The 18,174-nt window shown below is 59.6% G+C and carries 13 protein-coding genes; 2 read left to right on the forward strand and 11 right to left on the reverse strand.

All coding sequences use genetic code 11. The features are described 5' to 3' along the window. Positions 1-95 precede the first annotated feature (95 nt). Positions 96-1,115, reverse strand: coding sequence for a Glu/Leu/Phe/Val dehydrogenase family protein (locus ACEN9A_RS24885; protein WP_018927157.1), 1,020 nt, complete (start codon positions 1,113-1,115; stop codon positions 96-98). Between the two features lie 183 nt (positions 1,116-1,298). Between ACEN9A_RS24885 and ACEN9A_RS24890 the strand changes: the two genes are divergently transcribed. Continuing rightward, the gene (locus ACEN9A_RS24890; RefSeq protein ID WP_258671135.1) at positions 1,299-2,102 is read left to right on the forward strand and encodes a SirB1 family protein; all 804 of its coding nucleotides are present in this window, start codon (positions 1,299-1,301) and stop codon (positions 2,100-2,102) included. Positions 2,103-2,166: 64 nt separating this feature from the next. Here ACEN9A_RS24890 and maiA read toward each other — a convergent pair whose 3' ends face one another. The 3 genes from maiA to hmgA are packed head-to-tail and all read right to left on the reverse strand — an operon-like array spanning position 2,167 to position 5,430. Next, positions 2,167-2,802 (reverse strand): maleylacetoacetate isomerase, encoded by a 636-nt coding sequence (maiA, locus tag ACEN9A_RS24895; protein WP_258671136.1) that lies wholly within the window; start codon positions 2,800-2,802, stop codon positions 2,167-2,169. A gap of 12 nt (positions 2,803-2,814) precedes the next feature. Continuing rightward, positions 2,815-4,122 carry a fumarylacetoacetase gene (fahA, locus tag ACEN9A_RS24900; protein WP_007936384.1) on the reverse strand — a complete coding sequence of 436 codons (1,308 nt, stop codon included), beginning with the start codon at positions 4,120-4,122 and terminating at the stop codon, positions 2,815-2,817. 3 nt (positions 4,123-4,125) lie between these two features. Next, the gene (gene hmgA / locus ACEN9A_RS24905; protein ID WP_258671137.1) at positions 4,126-5,430 is read right to left on the reverse strand and encodes a homogentisate 1,2-dioxygenase; all 1,305 of its coding nucleotides are present in this window, start codon (positions 5,428-5,430) and stop codon (positions 4,126-4,128) included. 163 nt (positions 5,431-5,593) lie between these two features. On the opposite strand from hmgA, the gene ACEN9A_RS24910 reads away from it, so the two are divergent. Beyond that, positions 5,594-6,388 (forward strand): IclR family transcriptional regulator, encoded by a 795-nt coding sequence (locus tag ACEN9A_RS24910; protein WP_258671138.1) that lies wholly within the window; start codon positions 5,594-5,596, stop codon positions 6,386-6,388. Between the two features lie 33 nt (positions 6,389-6,421). On the opposite strand, the gene ACEN9A_RS24915 is transcribed toward ACEN9A_RS24910, so the two are convergent. The 7 genes from ACEN9A_RS24915 to ACEN9A_RS24945 all read right to left on the reverse strand — a co-directional run bounded on the left by ACEN9A_RS24915 (position 6,422) and on the right by ACEN9A_RS24945 (position 18,156). Further along, positions 6,422-8,815, reverse strand: a complete 2,394-nt coding sequence (locus tag ACEN9A_RS24915) for a dermonecrotic toxin domain-containing protein (protein ID WP_258671139.1) — start codon at positions 8,813-8,815, stop codon at positions 6,422-6,424. A 167-nt stretch (positions 8,816-8,982) separates the two neighbouring features. Next, complete coding sequence (locus ACEN9A_RS24920) at positions 8,983-11,544, reverse strand: LuxR C-terminal-related transcriptional regulator (RefSeq protein ID WP_258671140.1); 2,562 nt, start codon at positions 11,542-11,544, stop codon at positions 8,983-8,985. A 140-nt stretch (positions 11,545-11,684) separates the two neighbouring features. Beyond that, positions 11,685-13,052 carry a DUF1329 domain-containing protein gene (locus ACEN9A_RS24925; protein WP_019647684.1) on the reverse strand — a complete coding sequence of 456 codons (1,368 nt, stop codon included), beginning with the start codon at positions 13,050-13,052 and terminating at the stop codon, positions 11,685-11,687. Positions 13,053-13,075: 23 nt separating this feature from the next. Further along, on the reverse strand, positions 13,076-14,869 hold the full coding sequence (locus ACEN9A_RS24930) for a DUF1302 domain-containing protein (RefSeq protein WP_258671141.1): 1,794 nt from the start codon (positions 14,867-14,869) through the stop codon (positions 13,076-13,078). 580 nt (positions 14,870-15,449) lie between these two features. Then, positions 15,450-16,361: an SDR family oxidoreductase gene (locus ACEN9A_RS24935; RefSeq protein WP_258671142.1), complete on the reverse strand. Its 912-nt coding sequence runs from the start codon at positions 16,359-16,361 to the stop codon at positions 15,450-15,452. 109 nt (positions 16,362-16,470) lie between these two features. Beyond that, positions 16,471-17,373 (reverse strand): alpha/beta fold hydrolase, encoded by a 903-nt coding sequence (locus ACEN9A_RS24940; protein WP_019647680.1) that lies wholly within the window; start codon positions 17,371-17,373, stop codon positions 16,471-16,473. After that, positions 17,374-18,156 carry a class II aldolase/adducin family protein gene (locus ACEN9A_RS24945; RefSeq protein WP_258671143.1) on the reverse strand — a complete coding sequence of 261 codons (783 nt, stop codon included), beginning with the start codon at positions 18,154-18,156 and terminating at the stop codon, positions 17,374-17,376. Positions 18,157-18,174 lie beyond the last annotated feature (18 nt).

Raw genomic sequence — 18,174 nt, forward strand, 5'->3', positions numbered from 1 at the left:
GGTCGGCGTGCGATTGTCAGGCCCGGCGTTTGTGGCGCAGGGCTTGGGGAGCAAGTTGGCCGGATAAGCACTCACTCCTTTATCGATTCAAACTTTTATCGGTACAGCACTTTCTCCGCCAACTCATCCGCGACCCTGGCCGGAGAGCGTTTTTCCGCCTGGGCATGGGCGAAGACTTCGGTCAGCCGTGAACTGATTTTCGACAGGTGCGCGGTGATGGTCGTCAGCTCTTCCCCACGGTGTTTGAGCGACACGTAGATCAGTCCGCCGGCGTTGATCACGTAATCCGGCGCATACAGAATGCCCCGGCGTTCCAGCTGATCGGCGACTTCCAGATGGGTCAGTTGGTTGTTTGCCGAACCTGCGACCGCCGAGCAGCGCAACTGCGTCACGCTGGTCCTGTTAAGCACACCGCCCAAGCCACAAGGCGCGAGAATGTCGCAAGGGGTGCTGAGCAGCGCTTCGTTGGCGATCGGATGAGCGCCCAACTGCTCCATGGCCAGTTGTACTTTGCCGTGATCGATGTCGCTGACCAGCAGCTCGGCGCCAGCCGCGTGCAGCTGTTCGGCCAGGGCATAACCAACATTGCCCAGGCCTTGAACGGCAATGCGCAGCCCTTCCAGATTATCGCTGCCCAAACGGGCCATGGCGGTGCTGCGAATGCCGGCGAATACGCCCATGGCGGCATGCGGTGCTGGGTCACCCGCAGCGGTGGTGCTGGTGACGAATTGCGTATGTTGGGCGATGCAGTCCATGTCCGCCACCGAGGTGCCGGCGTCGATGGCGGTGATGTAGCGACCGTCGAGCTGATTGATCCAGCGCCCGAACGCTTCGAATACAGCGGCGCGGTTTTCCACATGGGCCGGGCGAATAATCACCGCAACGCCACCACCCTGAGCCAGGCCAGCCAGGGCCGCCTTGTAACTCATGCCTTGGGCGAGGCGCACAGCATCCTCGATCGCGGATTCATCGCTGGGGTAGGCAAGGTAACGACACCCGCCCAAGGCAGGTCCCAGGCGGCTGTTATGGATGGCAATCACCGCCTTCAACCCGGTGACCGGATCGACGCTCAGGTGCAGCGATTCAAGGCGAGTGCTTTGCATGAGAGCGAACATCGTAGGGCTCCCGAATCACTTCTTGTAGTCGCCAGTATAGGCTTGCGCACAAAAATTGCAGAAGCGCACAGGAATAAGCAGCGCCGCTTTAAAGGTTTTCGGACATAACCTGCTACAGCCTGTGTTCAGCACTGGACGAAAGCCTGCGACGGGGCTAAAACGAGGCATTGCCCGGAGATTTTGATGACCCCGCGCCAACGCTTTTTCGACTGTCTGCAACGATCACCGCCCGCGCTGTTCGAGGCGGCGTTGTGGATCGCCGCCGAACACGATAAAGAGCTGAATCCCGAAGCTGTGCTGGCGGACTTCAAGGACTTGCAACAGCGGGTCAGCTACGGATTACCGATGCTGCCGGTAAATGAGTTGGCGCAACCGTTGTTGCGGCGCATGAATGACCTGGGGTTCGCCCAGGACGACTTCACGCCCTTGCGCCCGCAAGTGGCATTGCTCCATAAAGTACTGGAACGCCGGCGCGGTCAGCCGCTGGCGCTGGGCCTGATTGCGCTGGAACTGGCCAGAAGGCTGGAGATTCCCATGGTCGGGGTCAACTTCCCCGGGCATTTCCTGCTGCGGGTGCAAGGCGCCGATCACCTGCTCGACCCGTGCGGCGGGCGCCGGCTGTACCCCAACGATTGCCGTGAACTGCTGCAACGCCAGTACGGCCCGAACATGCAGCTCAGCGCCGAGCATTTGCAGACCGCCGAACCTGCGCAGATGCTGCAACGGCTGTCACGCAACCTGCGCCAGTTGTACCTCACGAACGATGACTACATCGACGCCCTGATCGACGCCGAGCGCGTGCTGGAGCTGGGCAACGCCAACGCCTCCGACTACCTGGCCCGGGCCAGCCTCTATCAACGGCTGGATTGCCCGAATGCCGAGCGTTTTGACCTGGAACACGCGCTGCTGCTCTGCGACGACCCGATCCAGCGGATTCGCCTGACTGAACGGTTGGGGCATTTGCCGCCCAATTCGGTTGTGCATTAAAAGCAAAAGATCAAAAGATCGTCCGAAGGCTCGGGCCGCGTTCGGACGATCTTTTGATCTTGCCTTACGGGGTGTCCGGCTGATTCGCCGGGTGCGCCTTGACGAATGCCGGATGCTGCGCCGCCAACGCTGCCACTCGACGAATTCGCGGGTAAGCGTCCAGAGCAATATTGAAGCGCTCGGCCGCATACAGCTGCGGGATCAAATAAACATCCGCCAGCCCTGGCTGATCGCCGAAGCAATAACCGGCGTCACCGATCAACTGCTCCACCGTCGCCAACCCTTGGCTGATCCAGTGACCGATCCACTCGACCACTTGCGCCTCATCGTGCCCCAACTGCCGCAGCTTATTGAGCACGCTGACGTTATGCAGCGGGTGAACATCGCAGCCGATCACCGCCGCCACGCCACGCTCGTGGGCGCGGGCGGCGAGGTCTTTGGACAGCAGCGGCACCTGTGGATAACGTTCCTCCAGGTACTCGATGATCGCCGGTGACTGAATCAGCAATTCACCTTCGTCGGTGCGCAAGGCCGGCACCCGGCCTTGCGGGTTGATGCCCAGATACGCCGGCTGGCGATGTTCGCCCCCCTGCGGCGCGATCAGGTTGATCGGCAATGCCTGGTAATCCAGCCCCTTCAACGCCAGCGCAATGCGCACCCGGAAAGACGAGGTCGAACGGTAATAGGTATAGAGTTCCATGGGCCGATCCTCTTAGCGCGCCGGCAGCACTTTGCCGCGGCATTCGCCGAAACCGATGGAAGCAAAACCCTCACGGCTGCAACGTGCCCGCAGGATGATTTCGTCGCCATCCTCGAGGAATTTACGCACCTCACCCGAGGCCAGTTCGATCGGTTTTTTACCGCCCTCGGTGATTTCCAGCAGGCTGCCGAACTGACCGCTTTCAGGGCCGGACAGCGTGCCCGAACCGAACAGGTCGCCGGCCTGCAACTGGCAGCCGTTGACGCTGTGATGCGCCACCATCTGCGCAACGGTCCAGTACATGTGTTGGGTATTGCTGAGGGTCAGGCGATGGGCCGGCAGATTCTGTTCTCGCATCGATTCGGTCAGCAGCAGCACTTCGAGTTCGATGTCGAAGGCACCGGCCGCCTGATCGCGTTTGTCGAACAGGTAAGGCAGCGGCTGCGGGTCGCCTTCAGGGCGCGCCGGCTGCGCACGACGGAACGGTTCCAGCGCTTCGGCCGTCACCACCCACGGCGAAATGCTGGTGATGAAACTCTTGGACAGGAACGGCCCCAGCGGCTGGTATTCCCAGGCCTGGATATCCCGCGCCGACCAATCGTTGAGCAGGCAGAAACCGGCGATGTGATCGGCGGCGTCACCGATAGCAATCGAGTCGCCCATTGCGTTGCCCTGGCCGATCCAGATGCCCAATTCCAGCTCGTAGTCCAGACGGGCGCACGGGCCAAACGTCGGCTCGGTCTGGCCGGCCGGCAGGGTCTGGCCTTTCGGTCGACGCACGTCGGTGCCGGACGGACGAATGGTCGAGGCGCGGCCGTGGTAACCGATCGGCACGTACTTGTAGTTCGGCAGCAACGGGTTGTCCGGGCGGAACAGTTTGCCGACATTCTGCGCGTGCTCGATGCCGACGTAGAAGTCGGTGTAGTCGTTGATCTTCGCCGGCAGGTGCATCTGGCAATCCGCCGCCAGTGGCAGCAGTTTTGCGCCTTGGGCTTCGATCTTGCCATGCAGGGTGCTGCCTTCTTTAAACAACTCGATCAAGCGTTCACGCAGGGCGACGCGTGCCTCGCGACCCAGCTCGAAAAACGCATTCAGCTGGCCGCCACGGGTGGCTTCGACGGCGGTCCGCGCGGCACCGTCGTCGAACAGCCCGGCATCGAGTGCCGCGCCCAGATCAAAGATATGGTCGCCGATCGCCACGCCACTGCGCGGCGCGCCGCCCTTCACGCTGAACACGCCCAGCGGCAGGTTTTGCAACGGGAAATCCGCGTGGCCGTTGGCGGAGGCAACCCAGCTACGAGTGATGGAAGTCTGAGTCATGGGTTATCTCCGGGTCGGGTCGAAAGTGGCGGGCAGCGAGGCCCAGCAGGCGTCGTAATTGTTTTGCAGTTGCGGGCAATCCAGGGCGAATCGGCTCGGGCGCAGCACCTGGCTGGTCTCGAACATGAAAGCCATGGTGTTGTCGATTTTAGCCGGCGCCAGTTCAGCGTTGATTGCCTTGGTGCAGGTCTCGCCATCGGGGCCGTGGGCGCTCATGCAGCTGTGCAACGAGGCGCCGCCCGGCACGAAACCTTCGGCCTTGGCGTCGTACTCACCCTTGATCAGGCCCATGTATTCGTTCATCAGGTTGCGGTGGAACCACGGGGGACGGAAGGTTTTCTCGGCCACCATCCAGCGTGGCGGGAAGATCACGAAGTCGAGGTTGGCCAGACCGTGCACGCTGGTCGGGGAGGTCAGGACGGTGAAAATCGACGGATCCGGATGATCGAAGCTCACCGTGCCGATGGTGTTGAAGCGACGCAGGTCATATTTGTACGGCACGTTATTGCCGTGCCAGGCGACCACGTTCAGCGGCGAATGATCAAGCTCGCAGCCCCACAACTGGCCGAGGAATTTCTGCACCAGGGTGGTCGGTTGCTTGAGGTTTTCGTAATGCGCCACCGGGGTCAGGAAATCGCGGGGGTTGGCCAGGCCGTTGCTGCCGATCGGCCCCAGATCCGGCAGGCGCAGTGGAGCGCCATGGTTTTCGGCCACGTAGCCCCGCGCTTGCGGGTCGAGCAGTTCGATGCGGAATTTCAGCCCGCGCGGCAGCACGGCGATTTCCAGCGGTTCCAGCTCCAGCACGCCCAGTTCGGTGGCGATGCGCAGGCGGCCCAGTTCCGGTACCAGCAGCAGTTCGCCGTCGGCGTTGAAGAACACCCGCTCCATGGAACGGTTGGCGCGGTAGTTATAAATGCTGATCCCGGCCGGTTTATCCGCGCCCGAATTGGCGGCCATGCTCACCAGCCCGTCGATGAAATCGGTGGGCTCGGTCGGGATGTCCAAGGGGTTCCAGCGCAGGCGATTGGGGGTCACTTCACCCAACGGACCACCGGCCAGTTGCCGATCCAGTTTGACGAATGCCGGGTGATTGGCCGACGGCTGAATGCGGTACATCCAGGTCCGGCGTGCTTCGCTGCGGGCCATGGTGAACGCGGTGCCGGAGAACAGTTCGGTGTACAGGCCGTAAGGAGCTTTTTGCGGGGAGTTCTGGCCGACAGGCAGTGCGCCGGGCAACGCTTCGCTGCTGAATTCGTTGCCAAAGCCTGACTGATAAGCCAGCGCTGGCGCCGTTGAATCGAGGTTCATGGAGCCTCCTGAACGGGAGTAGGCAATGGCCAATTGCTCTGCGATGAGGTATTGGCACGCCCGGGTTATTTTTATCGTAATCCAATTACGCATAACGTAATTTGATTGGTATTGACCGTCAAGCTATAAAGACGCCCATTCGTCCCGGGATCAGACCGCCTTCATGGAAACGCCGCGCAACAACGATAAACAGAAAGTCCGCTCGGCCGAGGTCGGTACTGACATCCTCAAGGCCCTCGCCGAGCTGTCGCCCTCGACCTCTTTGTCGCGCCTGGCCGAACACGTGCAGATGCCGGCGAGCAAGGTTCACCGTTATCTCCAGGCGCTGATCGCCAGCGGTTTTGCCGAGCAGAACACCGCCACCAACCATTACGGCCTCGGTCGTGAAGCGCTTAGGGTCGGCCTGGCTGCTCTGAACAGTATGGACGTGCTGAAAGTCGCCGCCCTGCCCTTGGCCGAACTGCGCGATGATCTGAACGAAACCTGTTTTTTGGCGGTGTGGGGTAATCAGGGCGCGACGGTCGTGCACATCGAGCCGGCGGTGCGGTCGGTGACGGTGGTCACGCAATTGGGCTCGGTATTGCCGTTGCTCAGTTCATCCACTGGCCTGGTATTTGGCGCTTACCTACCAAAGCGGGAAACCGTGGACTTGCGCGATCAGGAACTTCACGACGCCACTGGACACGTCTTGGCGGACGATCAGACCTATGCGGCCTTATGCGAACAGATCCGCGTACGCGGCCTGCATCATGTGCATGGGTTGCTAATGCCGGGTGTGGATGCGTTGTCGGCACCGGTATTCAACGCAGCAGGGAACGTAGCGGCGGTCATGACCATCGTCGGTCCGACCTCACTGTTTCACGCTGACGAAAACGGTCCGGCGGCGCAGCGATTGCTGGCAGCGACGCGGGCCGTGAGTTGGCGGATGGGGTATCAGCCCGCCGATGTCAGTCGCTGAATCAGACGCGATACCTGTGCTCAGCCATTGTCCTTACCCGATCGTGGTTTTGCTCGTGATGCTCTCTGGGTCGTCGAGAACCTCCTGAATGACCTCCAGCGCCCGCTCATGCAATCGAGGCTGCCCGGATATTTCGGCAAACATTTTTTCCACGGTATACACATCACCCAGCAGACCGATCAGGTCTTTCTGCAACTTGGTAACCTGCGACAGTCCTCGAACTCCCTTAGCCAGGGAGGCCAACTCAATCACCGCCTTGACGTAATGCTTCAGGGCCTTGGTCCGATTGCCCTCGGTATAGGCATGAACACCTTGCACCAGATTCTGAGTAAACAAGGCGACGCTCAATGCGATACCGACGGGGGCATAGACAATAGAGATGACACTCACTGCCGAAACGACGGCGCTGTTCACCAGGCTGATGATGATCTCTTCAAGACTTTGCGTTTTCTCGTCGACGTCAGAGATGACCTTGGTCAACACGTCGTAATAGCACCAATACAAATCCGTGACCCGACTGTTCTTCTCCAATATTGGCGCCTCGGTGAAGTTGGCGACCTGCTCGAGATCCGTCAGGTAAGTACCGACCTGCGGCTGGTATTTCCCAAATGCCCGATTATAGAAGTAATCACCGAGGCCACGGGTTTTCACCGCACTCACGAAATCCTTGAACGGCCGCAGCTCACGTCCATCCGGTGCATCCGGGGTATACAGATATTCCTCGATCTTCCCGGCAACGTGCAGCCTGAAAACGAACGCACCGACAATCAGGTGCCCCTTGAGATGGAGTTTGAACAAAGCACTGTGTCGCACGTTGGCAGGCGATTCGCCCACAGGCCAGTCCGGTTGCGGAGAGTCAAACGCCGTGACAACTTTCATCAACTCATCGAAGTGCTCCCGAACCAGACGGCCTGTGAATAGCGCCTGCAGGATTGCCACACTCATCTGGCGCTGCATGATCCCCGTGTATAACCGCTGCTTGAAAAAGCCTTTGGGACGGTCGATGTGCGTTGCACGCAACATGTCGATGTACTTTTCACCCGGGCGCAACGTTCGCGACCAAGCGGCAATGTCGTGAATGGAGAGTTTGGTGAGGGGTGGATGGTCAGTGGCCTCCGTGAAACGCGGGACGCCATCCCGGGCCGCGTTGTCAGAATAAAAATGTACCTCGTCGGCGATCAGTCGGGTCAGGGTTATCTGTTGACCCCGTTCGTATTCCACGAAAATCCGGTCAGGGTTGATAGCGACTTTTTCACCTCTGGACAGCAGAACTTCTTCAATCTGCTGTTTGATCAGTTGATGGCAAAAACGCTCATAACTGATGAACCCGCCTTCACGCACTTCAATGGTTTTCATTGCCCGCAGTTCACAGTTCATCCGGGTGAGGTGCTGGCGCTGCTGCTGTGTAGCGGTCCGATAACCATAGGGGGTGTGGCTTTCTTCCTGGGCCACGAGCCAGGCCCGATGATTGAAAACAACGGAGTTCAGCACTTCGGCCCCAGTGTAAGGGGTAGGCGCAAGAGCCACGCCACGCCACAGATTGGGCAGTTTGGAAATCTGGTTCATGTAACCGCTGATGGCCTCACGATCCAGCGCGTGGGAATGCCATAGCAGATAGTCGCTCCCCTCGGACGTTGCCGTCCAACCACCGATTTCAAAGCTCAATTGCCTAAGGGAGGGCAATTGATACCAATCCTGACCGCCAGGCGAATCGGGAGCATACAGCAGCCAGTCGTCCAGGCTGGGGCTGCGGCTGCCAATGGCAACCAGTTCCAGGAGTGGGCGAGTATCGTCACGCAGCTGTAAGGGCGCGATCACCAGGTTCGCATTCCCGTCCACCGCCTGTTGCACCCGTTGGAGACTGGTGTCGTCGAGATGCCCCTGTAGCTTCGCGCCAAAGGCACTCAGCAACAATTGATCCCGGGTGATACGGACCATGGTGGTGACCACCTCACTGCGCTGGAACACAGACCGGTATGCAGCACCGTAGGCGGCACGCACGTCTTCGTTCATCACTTCCTCCAACCATTGCTGGTTTAATCCGGAAGGAAGACTTTCACCTTCAAACGTGATCGATCCCCGCCGCCCCTCCTCGTGCAGGCCACACAGCAGCAAATCCGTCAGAGAACGCCTGTCTTCTTGCGTGATTCGCTTCCCGGCCACATCGAAGACGTAACGGCTGATGGTCATCAGGTTGTCGGGGTCCAGCGTGCTGCCAAGCTCCAACTGCAACAGTTGGCTGGCCACATTTTTTGCGTAAGCCTGCACACTGGCATGACTTCCCAGTTGTTTGTCCAGATCGGCTTGACTTGCGATTAACTGTTGTTCCAGCTCGCCAAAGTGCAGTTGTTCATTAACGCTGGCACGCTCAAGCCATTGCGGACGACTGCCGACATCAATAGGCAGATATTTATTCATCATATTCATTTTGTTGCCCTTGGTGTTTTGAATAACGTAGAAAAATTTACGTCAGCAAAAGTAGTCCAAGACAACAACACACCAAAGCAGTTAAGCAATACCAACTATTTACAACTTAAACCCAATGTAACACCGAAACTTCCATAGCAATTTTACTGACCACCTTATTTTCAGATTCAATCCCACAACCCTAACAGCTTGGCCTTAGCCACCGCCTGCGTCCTGCGTTCGACCCGCAATTTTCCGTGTATGCGCCGAGTGTGGGTTTTAACGGTATGTAATGAAATAAACAATGAGTCGGCAATTTCTTGATTGGAATGACCGAGTGCAATCAGCTTCAGCACTTGCAGTTCACGCTGGCTTAATATTTCTGTTGCATCCGCACGATTGCAAAGTTGATCACAAGACAAGAGGGAAGCCTGCGCGTCGTGTAACAATGACGGCTGACGCTGGCGCAACTCACTTAGCACTTGAAGTGCCTCATACCGCGCAACGTTGCGAAGGCCCTCCTGCAACACATCAATGGCCTTCGTAGTGTGACCCTCACACCACAGCACTTCGGCCAGGGCCAGTTGTAATTCGGTGGCGAGCGCGAACATTCCGCGCGCCTGCACCTGTTTTATCAACGACTCAAGTTGTGGTGCAGCATCGATGGCATCCGGCTCTGCCCGGTGCCTGGCAATGATCAACAAATATTCAATGCGCGGAATCAGCTCCAGAGTGGCCGGGGGGGCCTGTCGCGCTTGCGGCCCGCGATAGTGATTGAGCACTCGGCTCAAGGCCTCGCATGCCAGTTCGGCACGCCCCTGTTGCAACCAGAAATGACTGCTGACTTGTAACAGTACGCCACGGTAAACAGTGTCTGGAATCTGCCGCTGTTGCATCAATCGCTCGGCATCGCGCAGCCGGACAAAGGCTTGCCCATAGTCCCCCTGATTGGCCGCCAGTTGTGCTTGACCGAGAAACCCGTAAAGCACACGTTTGTCATGGCTGCGCAGGCAATCCTCCAGCCCGGCCTGGAAGAATTCGGCGGCACGCTCATCTTGCCCCCGGCAAAGGGCCAGCCGACCCCGACGCAACGCGATTCGCCCCAGCAACGGGACCGGCCGCTCAGAACGCTGACACAGCAGCTCATGGATATTGGCGAGCAGGCTTTCCGCGCGCAGGGGAGCTCCGCGCTGCTCCAGCAATTGCGCATGATCAAGCTCCAGCAGCCCTTCTAGCACCAGCGAGCCTTGTGCTCGCGCCAGACACAGCGCCTCACGGTTCAGCGACTGCGCGACATCAAGCTCGCCCCGGAGCAGTGCCTGTTGAGTCAAACCCGACAGGCACATCAAGCGTACGGTCCAGAAGTCAGGACCGAGCTCGCTCAGGGCGTCGAGAAAATGCGCGCGCGAGCTCTCCATACGCCCTTGCAAGTGCAGTAACCAGCCTTGCTGAGCCTGCCAGCGGGCAATCAGTTGCCGCTGCAAGAACGCCGACGGTTGAGGGGTAAAGCGCGACAGGTGTTCGATGCAATCGGCCGCTTGCTCAAACCGCCCCGCAAACAACGATGCCGCCGTGATCAACCCGATCAATTGCGGCGAGCCGAGCATCAGCTCCTCGCCTTGTTGCTCATGCAGACGCAACAACAGCACCACTGTCTGCTCCTCGAACAGATGCTCGAAACTGAAGTGCTGCAACAGGCTGACCGCCACTTCGTATTCCTCGGCAAGCAATGCCTGTTCGAAGGCTGACTTCCAGTCCTGCTCGGCGCAGAACCACTGGCAGGCCCGCCGATGCCAGGAGCGTCCGGCCGGCCATTGCTCATCGCGCAGCAATTGGGTGAACGGGGTGAACACCTGCAGCCAGTCGGTGGAGTCGCGCCAGGGTTCGATAAAACAACCCAGTACTTGCAAGGTCTTCAGGTACTGCGCGCCCTCCCCGGCCCCAAACAGGTGATCACACAGTCGGGCATTGAAACGTGGCAAGTGGGCCAGCACGCGCCAGGCCTCACTCAACTCAGGCGTCAGCGAGCTGAACAACTCGTGCTCCAGATAATCGAGCAAGGTGTCCGCCCGTCCCTGGAGGTTGTCCTGACGCGACCAGTCGCACTTCTGCAACAGCGCGATCCGCACACCGGCACACCAGCCGCCGGTGCGCTGGATGACCCGACTGGCCACCTTGTTGGCCTGATCCGGCACCCAGGGACGCAACAGCTGCTCCACTTCACCTGTAGTAAAAGCCAGCGAAGCGCTCTCGCACTCATACAACTCATCATCGAGCAGCAACCTTGGCCAGTTGCATTGCGGCCGGCGGCGAGTGCCGAGCCACCAGGTCAGCATCGGGCTGCCGATCGCCAACATGCGATCCAGCAACGAGTCCAGCTCCGGGCTCGGCAGACGGCAGTAGTCATCGAGGAACAGCCAGGTCGGCGTCTGCAATCGCGCCAGATTGCTCAGCAATTCGGTTTCGCCCGACGAGGCCAACCCCAGCGCCTCAGCCAGACGATGACGAAAATCGGCCACGCTCGACACCCCACCAGACAAGGGCAGCCAATGCACCCGGCACTGGGATGGCGCCCGCAACAGGCACTCGGCGAGCAGCGCACTCTTGCCGCTGCCGGCGGGGGCGCAGAGTAATTTCACCCGGGCCGTTGAGGTCAGTAGCGGCTCGGTCAAGCGAGCCCGCGACAGGTGATGAGAGGACAGGCGGGGCAGGAATCCAGAACGGTCCAGACACAGGGTCATGGCGGTCATTGCAGCGTGCCTTTTTATAATTGTCCGACAACCCTAACCCTCTCCAACCCGCTTGTTGAGAGGTATTCAGCGCGCTGATTGGCGCCCATAAAAAAGGCGACCCACCGGTCGCCTTTTGTGATGCCAATGTATCAAAACCCTTACCGAACGCCCTCGGCGCGCAGAGCCGACGGTGTGTAGTCGGCAGCCTTGGCGTCAAAGCCAAATATGAAACTGTGCTTCTCTTCGTTCTTCATTCCCAGGGCAATGTATCGGCCAGCAATGATGTCGTAGAGCGCCTCGAGGGTGTAGGCCGGAGTCTGGTGATCGTAGTAGTACTGGGCGTGACCTTCGGCCACTCGCCACAGTTGGCCGCGACCGTCGTAGTGGTCCACCAGCGCCACTTGCCAGCTGTCTTCGTCGAGATACATGTGGCGTTTGGCGTAGATGTGCCGCTCACTTGGCTTGACCGTACCGACCACTTCCCAGACCCGGTGCAACTCGTAGCGGGTCAGGTCCTGGTTGATGTGCCCGGCTTTCACCACGTCATCGTACTTGAGGCTCGGCGAGTCGAGTTTGTAGCTGTTGTAGGGAATGTACATTTCCTTTTTGCCGATCAGTTTCCAGTCGTAGCGATCTGGCGCACCGGAGAACATGTCGAAGTTATCCGAAGTCCGCAGGCCGTCAGCGGCGGTGCCCGGTCCGTCGTAGGCCACTTGCGGTGCACGGCGCACGCGACGTTGACCGGCGTTGTAGATCCACGCCAGTCGCGGCTCTTTCACCTGGTCGAGGGTTTCATGCACCAGCAGCACGTTACCCGCCAGCCGTGCCGGCGCGGTCACCGACTGCTTGAAGAACGTCAGCACGTTAGCGGCTTTTTCCGGGTCCAGGTCCTTCATCAATTGCGGTACGGCGATCTCTTCCTCAAAGCGGATCGGTGTGTAGCTGCCGTTGGTCTGCGGCGTCACCTGGGTGATGATCCGTCGCAGATTTCCGCCGTGGTAACGGGTGATGTGGTTCCACAGCACCTCGACGCCATTCTTCGGAATCGGGAACGCGTAGTAGCGATTGCCGGTGAAATTGGCCAGACCGTTACCGTCGTTGATGCTGGTTACGTTCAGCGCGCTGCGCTTGGCCGACTCGTAGATTTCCGGCGGCACGGCCACAGTACGGTGGGTTGGGTAGACCGGAATCTTGTAGGTTTCCGGGTAGCGCTTGAACATCGCCACCTGCCCGTCCGAAAGCTTGTCCTTGTACTTGTCGACCGTTGCAGCGGTGATGGTGAACAGCGGCTTTTCACTGGCGAACGGGTCAGCCAGGAAGCCTTTGCTGTCGACCGCGCCAGCGTTTTTCGGGATGCCACCGGTCCAGGCCGGGATCGAACCATCGGCGTTGCCGGCCTTCTCGGCGCCCAGCGGCGTGAGGGTGGTGCCGAGCTTATTGGCCTCTTCCGGCGAGACCGCAGCCATCACGTTGGCGGCCAACAGACTCAGTGCCAGGGCGCCGCATTGCAGAATCATCTTGCGCATTAACATCATCCTTCTCAGCCAGATCAGAAGTTCACGCCGAAGCTCAGCGCCAGGAAGTCGCGGTCGGTCAGGGTGTTGTAATTCCCGCCGAAAAAGTCGGTGTAACTCAAGCTTGCGGTATAGGTGTTGCGGTAGTCGGCATCGACACCGACGCTAATCGCCTTGGCGCCTTCGTTGAACAGCCCGTTGGGGCCGTAGCCGGCGACATCATGGGACCAGGACAGGTTGGGCTTGAGGTTGATCCCGCCGATCACGTTGGCGTAATCGAGGATCGCCCGGGCACGGTAGCCCCAGGAGGTCGAGGTGACGAAGCCGTCGGTATCGCCACCGAAACCGTACTGGCCGTAGACCGAATCACGGCCGTAACGCAGCTTGCTCCGCGGCTCCAGACCACCGACATGGACCATCGCCGCTTCACCGACCAGGGTCAGCCGTTGGGCGCCCAGCACTTGATCGAAGAAATGCGTCAGGGTGCTTTGCACCTGGGTCACTTCCTTGCGGCGGTAACCGGTATTGTCGGCGCCAGGCCGGGTCGCTACAGGCGATGCCGCGCCGCCGGCGATCGGGTTGAGCAACGCCAGGGTCAGGTCGTTGGTGTTGACCTGCACCGGAGCGTTAGGCCGATAGCTGATTTCGCCAGTCCAGGCAGTACCGGTGGGCAACGTGGTGGAGAAACTCGCACCGTACAGGCGAATGTCTTCCGGGTATTCGAGGTAATACTGGCCGCGCCCGAGCATCACGCTTTGGGCCAGGCCCGCACCGCTGCCCGGAGCCAGACGGTTGGCGGCGCTGACCATGCCCGGCAGTCTGGCCAGTGTCGACAGCCCGGCGGTGGTGGTGCCGACGGTCGGTGTGCGACTGTGGTAGTTCATGAAGTAGAGGCCGTATTCGGTGTCGTCACCGAGCCAGCGCAAAGCCGCGCCCCACTGCCCCGAATCCCGTGCGTCACGGTCACCGCCACGGGGCACGATCACGCCCTCACGGGTGACCTGGATAGGTTGGCCAAAGGCTGCCGCCAGCGGTGCCAACGGAGCAATCGCCGGGCTGCCGACGGTGTAGTTGTTGTTGCAACCGTCCGCCACCACGTCGTTACCGAAGAAGGTGCCACAGTTGTCGAGAACCGTCTGATCCCACTCCAGTTGGTAGAAACCTTCCACCGTGAGTTGATCGGTCAAGCCCTGGGAAGCGAACAGCATGTTGACCGGAATCAGGCCTTCCTTGATCTCCGCGCCGGGACGCCGGAACGCCGAAACGTCGACCGGGTTGATGCTGTTGATCGAATTGCCGATGAAAGTGCTTTCACCCCAGCTGACCACCTGTTTACCGGCACGTACGGTGCCCGGCAGATCGGCGATGGAATAGTTGTGATAAACGAAGGCATCGAGAAGCTCCGCCCCGGAAGACTTGGCGCCTTCCTTGCGACCGCTGTCGCTGATCTGCTTGAACTCGCGGTCTTCATCCTTCAGCTCGAAGTCGTACCAGTACTTGCCACGGACGAACACGCCGGTGTCGCCGTACTTCAATTCGAGGTCGTGGATGCCCTTGAAGATCTTGGAGAAGGTTTCACCTTTCTTGAAGTTCAGGCGTCCGTCATCACCGGTCGAGGATTGGCCTGTCCCACCATTGACGGTACCCACCAGCGACTTGTCGGCATCGCGCATGCCCCAGCTCGCGCCGACGGACAACGAGGAATCGAACTGCCCCTCGATTTCGCCGATGTTGAATGAAACGGCCTGCGCCTGGGCACAGCAGCCCAAGGCCACCGCAGCGGCCAGCGCTTGCGGCTTGAAGATGGCGCGCATTGTTGTTTTTGTCATGCGTCTTCCCCGGTGAGTGACAGAAGGCCCCACCCTACTGCCGCTCGCCGGGAGCGATAAGCGCACCAAGGAGGTATTCGCGATGTACCTCCAAAGGATGAAGCCCCGCATGGGGCGGGGTTTTGCGCGGGGTATGGATGGGCTGGATGGAGGGTTATCAGTGCAGTGCATGGGACATGATTGAAGTTGGATGTGTAACAGCTGGCGCAGCTAACGGCAGCTGTTACAAAAGGTCAGCCGAAGACTGTTGCCAAGACTGTAACAGTGCATGTCTGAAATCGCTATTTTTCCTTTGTGATCAATATCTTATTCTTGTCCGGCTTTCACGGAAAACGGCCCGAAAGCACAAAGAACGGGGATGATAGACCACCCCGTTGGCGACAGAATCCAGATGATTTGAAGCGTATTTTTTCGACTCATCGCCCTGTGTTCACTGACGTTGATTTGTAGCTCCTGGATCCACGTCTTACTTTGGCCGCTGCGTTTGCAGCGGCCTTTTTTATGGGCGAAAGGTTTTCAGGCAGGAAGCAATCGGGGGGAGATGACGGGACTCAGGCAAGCCCCGCCAGATGTCGCGCAATCAGAGGGAATGCTTCTGCAAGTTCTCCATCATTTCCTTCAGCGCCTCAATGTTGTCCTTCGGATGCGCCGCGCCTTCGAAATCGCAGATCTGCTGCCAATGCGCCGCCACATCCTCCGGCGAGAAACCGACCCGCGGATCGAACCCGGCCCCCAGGCTGCGCTCCCAGCGCACCTTGCCCATCCAGCCGCCACCGACCTCGAACAGCCCCGACGTTTCCTGGCATTGCTCGCTGGCCAGGTACACCACCAATGGGCTGACCAGTTCCGGTTTGAGTTGCTCGAATACTTGCGGCGGGATCAGGCCTTCAGTCATGCGGGTGCCGCCGGTAGGGGCGATGGCGTTGACCAGGATGTTGTTCTTGCGGCCCTCGATAGCCAGTGTGCGGGTCAGGCCGTAGAGGCCGAGTTTGGCCATGCCATAGTTGGACTGGCCGAAGTTGCCATAGATGCCCGAGGTCGACGCGGTGAAGATCACGCGGCCATAGTTTTGCTCACGCATGTGTGGCCAGGCGGCGCGAGTGACCTTGTAGGCGCCTTCGACGTGAACGCGGTAAACCAGGTCCCAATCGCTGTCGTCCATTTTGTGAAAGGTCTTGTCGCGCAGGATGCCGGCGTTGTTCACCACGACATCGATACGACCGAACGTATCGAGGGCGTGCTGGACGATTTTGTCACCGTCGGTGACGGAGTCATGGTTTGCCTCGGCAATGCCGCCCGCTTCACGAATTTCCGCCACCACCCGATCGGCCGCCGATGCATTGGCGCCTTCACCCTGAGCCGAGCCGCCGAGATCATTGACCAGCACTTTGGCGCCCTGCTTTGCGAACAGCAATGCATGCGCTCGCCCCAAGCCGCCGCCCGCACCGGTGACGATCACGACTTTATCTTCGAAGCGCACAGACTCATTCATGGGGAACTCCAGCAGGCCAGGGACTATTAGTGTGAGTGTCAGGCACAGAGCTGCCGGTCACAATGAACACGGGGGCGGCTGAATGGTGCGCGATAAGGCAGCGGGATAGTCAGGAACACGCCAACTTGAGCGGCGGTGAAATCAACTGATCGCGAAATTCCAGATAGTGCTTGAGCACCTGCGCCGGCGCTTCGATCTGTGGGTAATGGCCGATCTCGGACAGCAGGACAGTGTCCGGGGCGGGAATCAGTTGCCGATAGCGCGCCACCATGTGCGCGCCGGAAACCGGGTCGACCTCGCCATTGATAAATCGCAGCGGTATCTCGCCACGCTGCATGGCGCTGACCCAACGCTCACGCTGGACCCGTCGCTGCGGGATATAACCGATCAGTTTATGCATGATCCGCTGCCCGTGATTGCTGTCGACCAGGCTCCAGAAATCATCCAGCTCACTTTCGGTGGGCCGGGTCTGCGGACCGAAAATCTGCTTGAAACTCTTCACCAGAGCGTCACGGGTAAAAGCTAGCCCGATCATCCAGCCCAAGGGGCTTAGCAGGAGTTTTTGCATCAACACCGGGCGATGGGTTTCGGGAAACAATCCACCATTGAGGAACACGCAACTGGCGATATGAGCGCGTGCTTCGTAGTGCCGGGCCAAGAGCTCCTGGGCAACGCTGTCGCCATAATCGTGTGCCAACACGTGAACAGGTTGCTCGACGTTCAAGTGCGCCAGTAACGCCTGTTGCAGATCGGCCTGTTCCAGCAGGCTGTAATGGTGGTTCACCGGTTTGGCCGAATCGCCGAAGCCGAGCATGTCGCAGGCAATCACCCGATAGCGCTGCGCCAGCGGCTGCCACAGGTAATGCCAGTCCCAGCTGGCGGTCGGGAAGCCATGGATCAGCAACAGCGGCTCGCCCTGTCCCGCTGCCCAATAGCGGATAGTCTGACCGCGGAAGACGAACGTCTGGCCGCGTTTACGCCAGACACACAGAGGAATTTCGGCGAGTGCCATTTAGAGTTTATAACCCGGGTCTTGTTTATCGAGTTTGCGCAGCAGCGCCGGCCAGGCCAGCGCGCCACCCATCCCTTGAGCACTTTTGGTGACGCCGGCGATCATCGCCTTGGCGCCCGCCAGAATCTGCGGTTCGATGGCGATCAGCTCCGCGCCACCGTTCTGCGCCAGCACCTGAATCTCGCAGGCGCGCTGAAAGGTAAACATCATCAGGAACGTGTCGGCGATGGTGCCGCCACAGGTCAGCAGACCGTGGTTGTGCAGCATCAGAAAATTGTTTTCACCCAGGTCGGCTTGCAGCCGCGCCTTCTCCTCATGGTTCAGTGCCACGCCTTCGTAGGCGTGATAAGCCAGGCTGGACAGGACGAACAATGACTGCTGACTGATCGGCAAAATGCCCTGTTTCTGAGCCGATACCGCCACGCCCGCCGCCGTGTGGGTATGCAGTACACTCACGACGTCATGCCGGACTTCATGCACCGCGCTGTGGATGGTGTAACCCGCCGGGTTGATCTCGTAGGGGCTGTCCATCAATTTGTTGCCGGCCTGATCGACCTTGACCAGGCTCGACGCGGTGATTTCATGGAACATCATCCCGAACGGGTTGATCAGGAAGTCTTCAGTGCCTGGCACCTTGGCTGAAATGTGCGTGAAGATCAGATCGTCCCAGCCGTGGAGGGCGACCAGACGATAACAGGCCGCCAGGTCGACGCGGGTCTGCCACTCGGCGGCACTGACTTTATCCTGGAGACTGTGTAGCGACTGGAAGGGAGTTACGCTCACGGCAAGGATCTCTTTTTA

This window comes from Pseudomonas sp. Pseusp18 (assembly GCF_059506005.1).

Excerpts from the sequence above, each read along its gene's own strand:
- ACEN9A_RS24930 (WP_258671141.1), bottom strand. The coding sequence starts at position 14,869 with ATGACAAAAACAACAATGCGCGCCATCTTCAAGCCGCAAGCGCTGGCC.
- ACEN9A_RS24910 (WP_258671138.1), top strand. The coding sequence starts at position 5,594 with ATGGAAACGCCGCGCAACAACGATAAACAGAAAGTCCGCTCGGCCGAG.
- ACEN9A_RS24915 (WP_258671139.1), bottom strand. The coding sequence starts at position 8,815 with ATGAATATGATGAATAAATATCTGCCTATTGATGTCGGCAGTCGTCCG.
- ACEN9A_RS24890 (WP_258671135.1), top strand. The coding sequence starts at position 1,299 with ATGACCCCGCGCCAACGCTTTTTCGACTGTCTGCAACGATCACCGCCC.
- maiA (WP_258671136.1), bottom strand. The coding sequence starts at position 2,802 with ATGGAACTCTATACCTATTACCGTTCGACCTCGTCTTTCCGGGTGCGC.
- ACEN9A_RS24940 (WP_019647680.1), bottom strand. The coding sequence starts at position 17,373 with ATGGCACTCGCCGAAATTCCTCTGTGTGTCTGGCGTAAACGCGGCCAG.
- ACEN9A_RS24925 (WP_019647684.1), bottom strand. The coding sequence starts at position 13,052 with ATGCGCAAGATGATTCTGCAATGCGGCGCCCTGGCACTGAGTCTGTTG.
- ACEN9A_RS24935 (WP_258671142.1), bottom strand. The coding sequence starts at position 16,361 with ATGAATGAGTCTGTGCGCTTCGAAGATAAAGTCGTGATCGTCACCGGT.
- fahA (WP_007936384.1), bottom strand. The coding sequence starts at position 4,122 with ATGACTCAGACTTCCATCACTCGTAGCTGGGTTGCCTCCGCCAACGGC.
- hmgA (WP_258671137.1), bottom strand. The coding sequence starts at position 5,430 with ATGAACCTCGATTCAACGGCGCCAGCGCTGGCTTATCAGTCAGGCTTT.
- ACEN9A_RS24920 (WP_258671140.1), bottom strand. The coding sequence starts at position 11,544 with ATGACCGCCATGACCCTGTGTCTGGACCGTTCTGGATTCCTGCCCCGC.
- ACEN9A_RS24885 (WP_018927157.1), bottom strand. The coding sequence starts at position 1,115 with ATGTTCGCTCTCATGCAAAGCACTCGCCTTGAATCGCTGCACCTGAGC.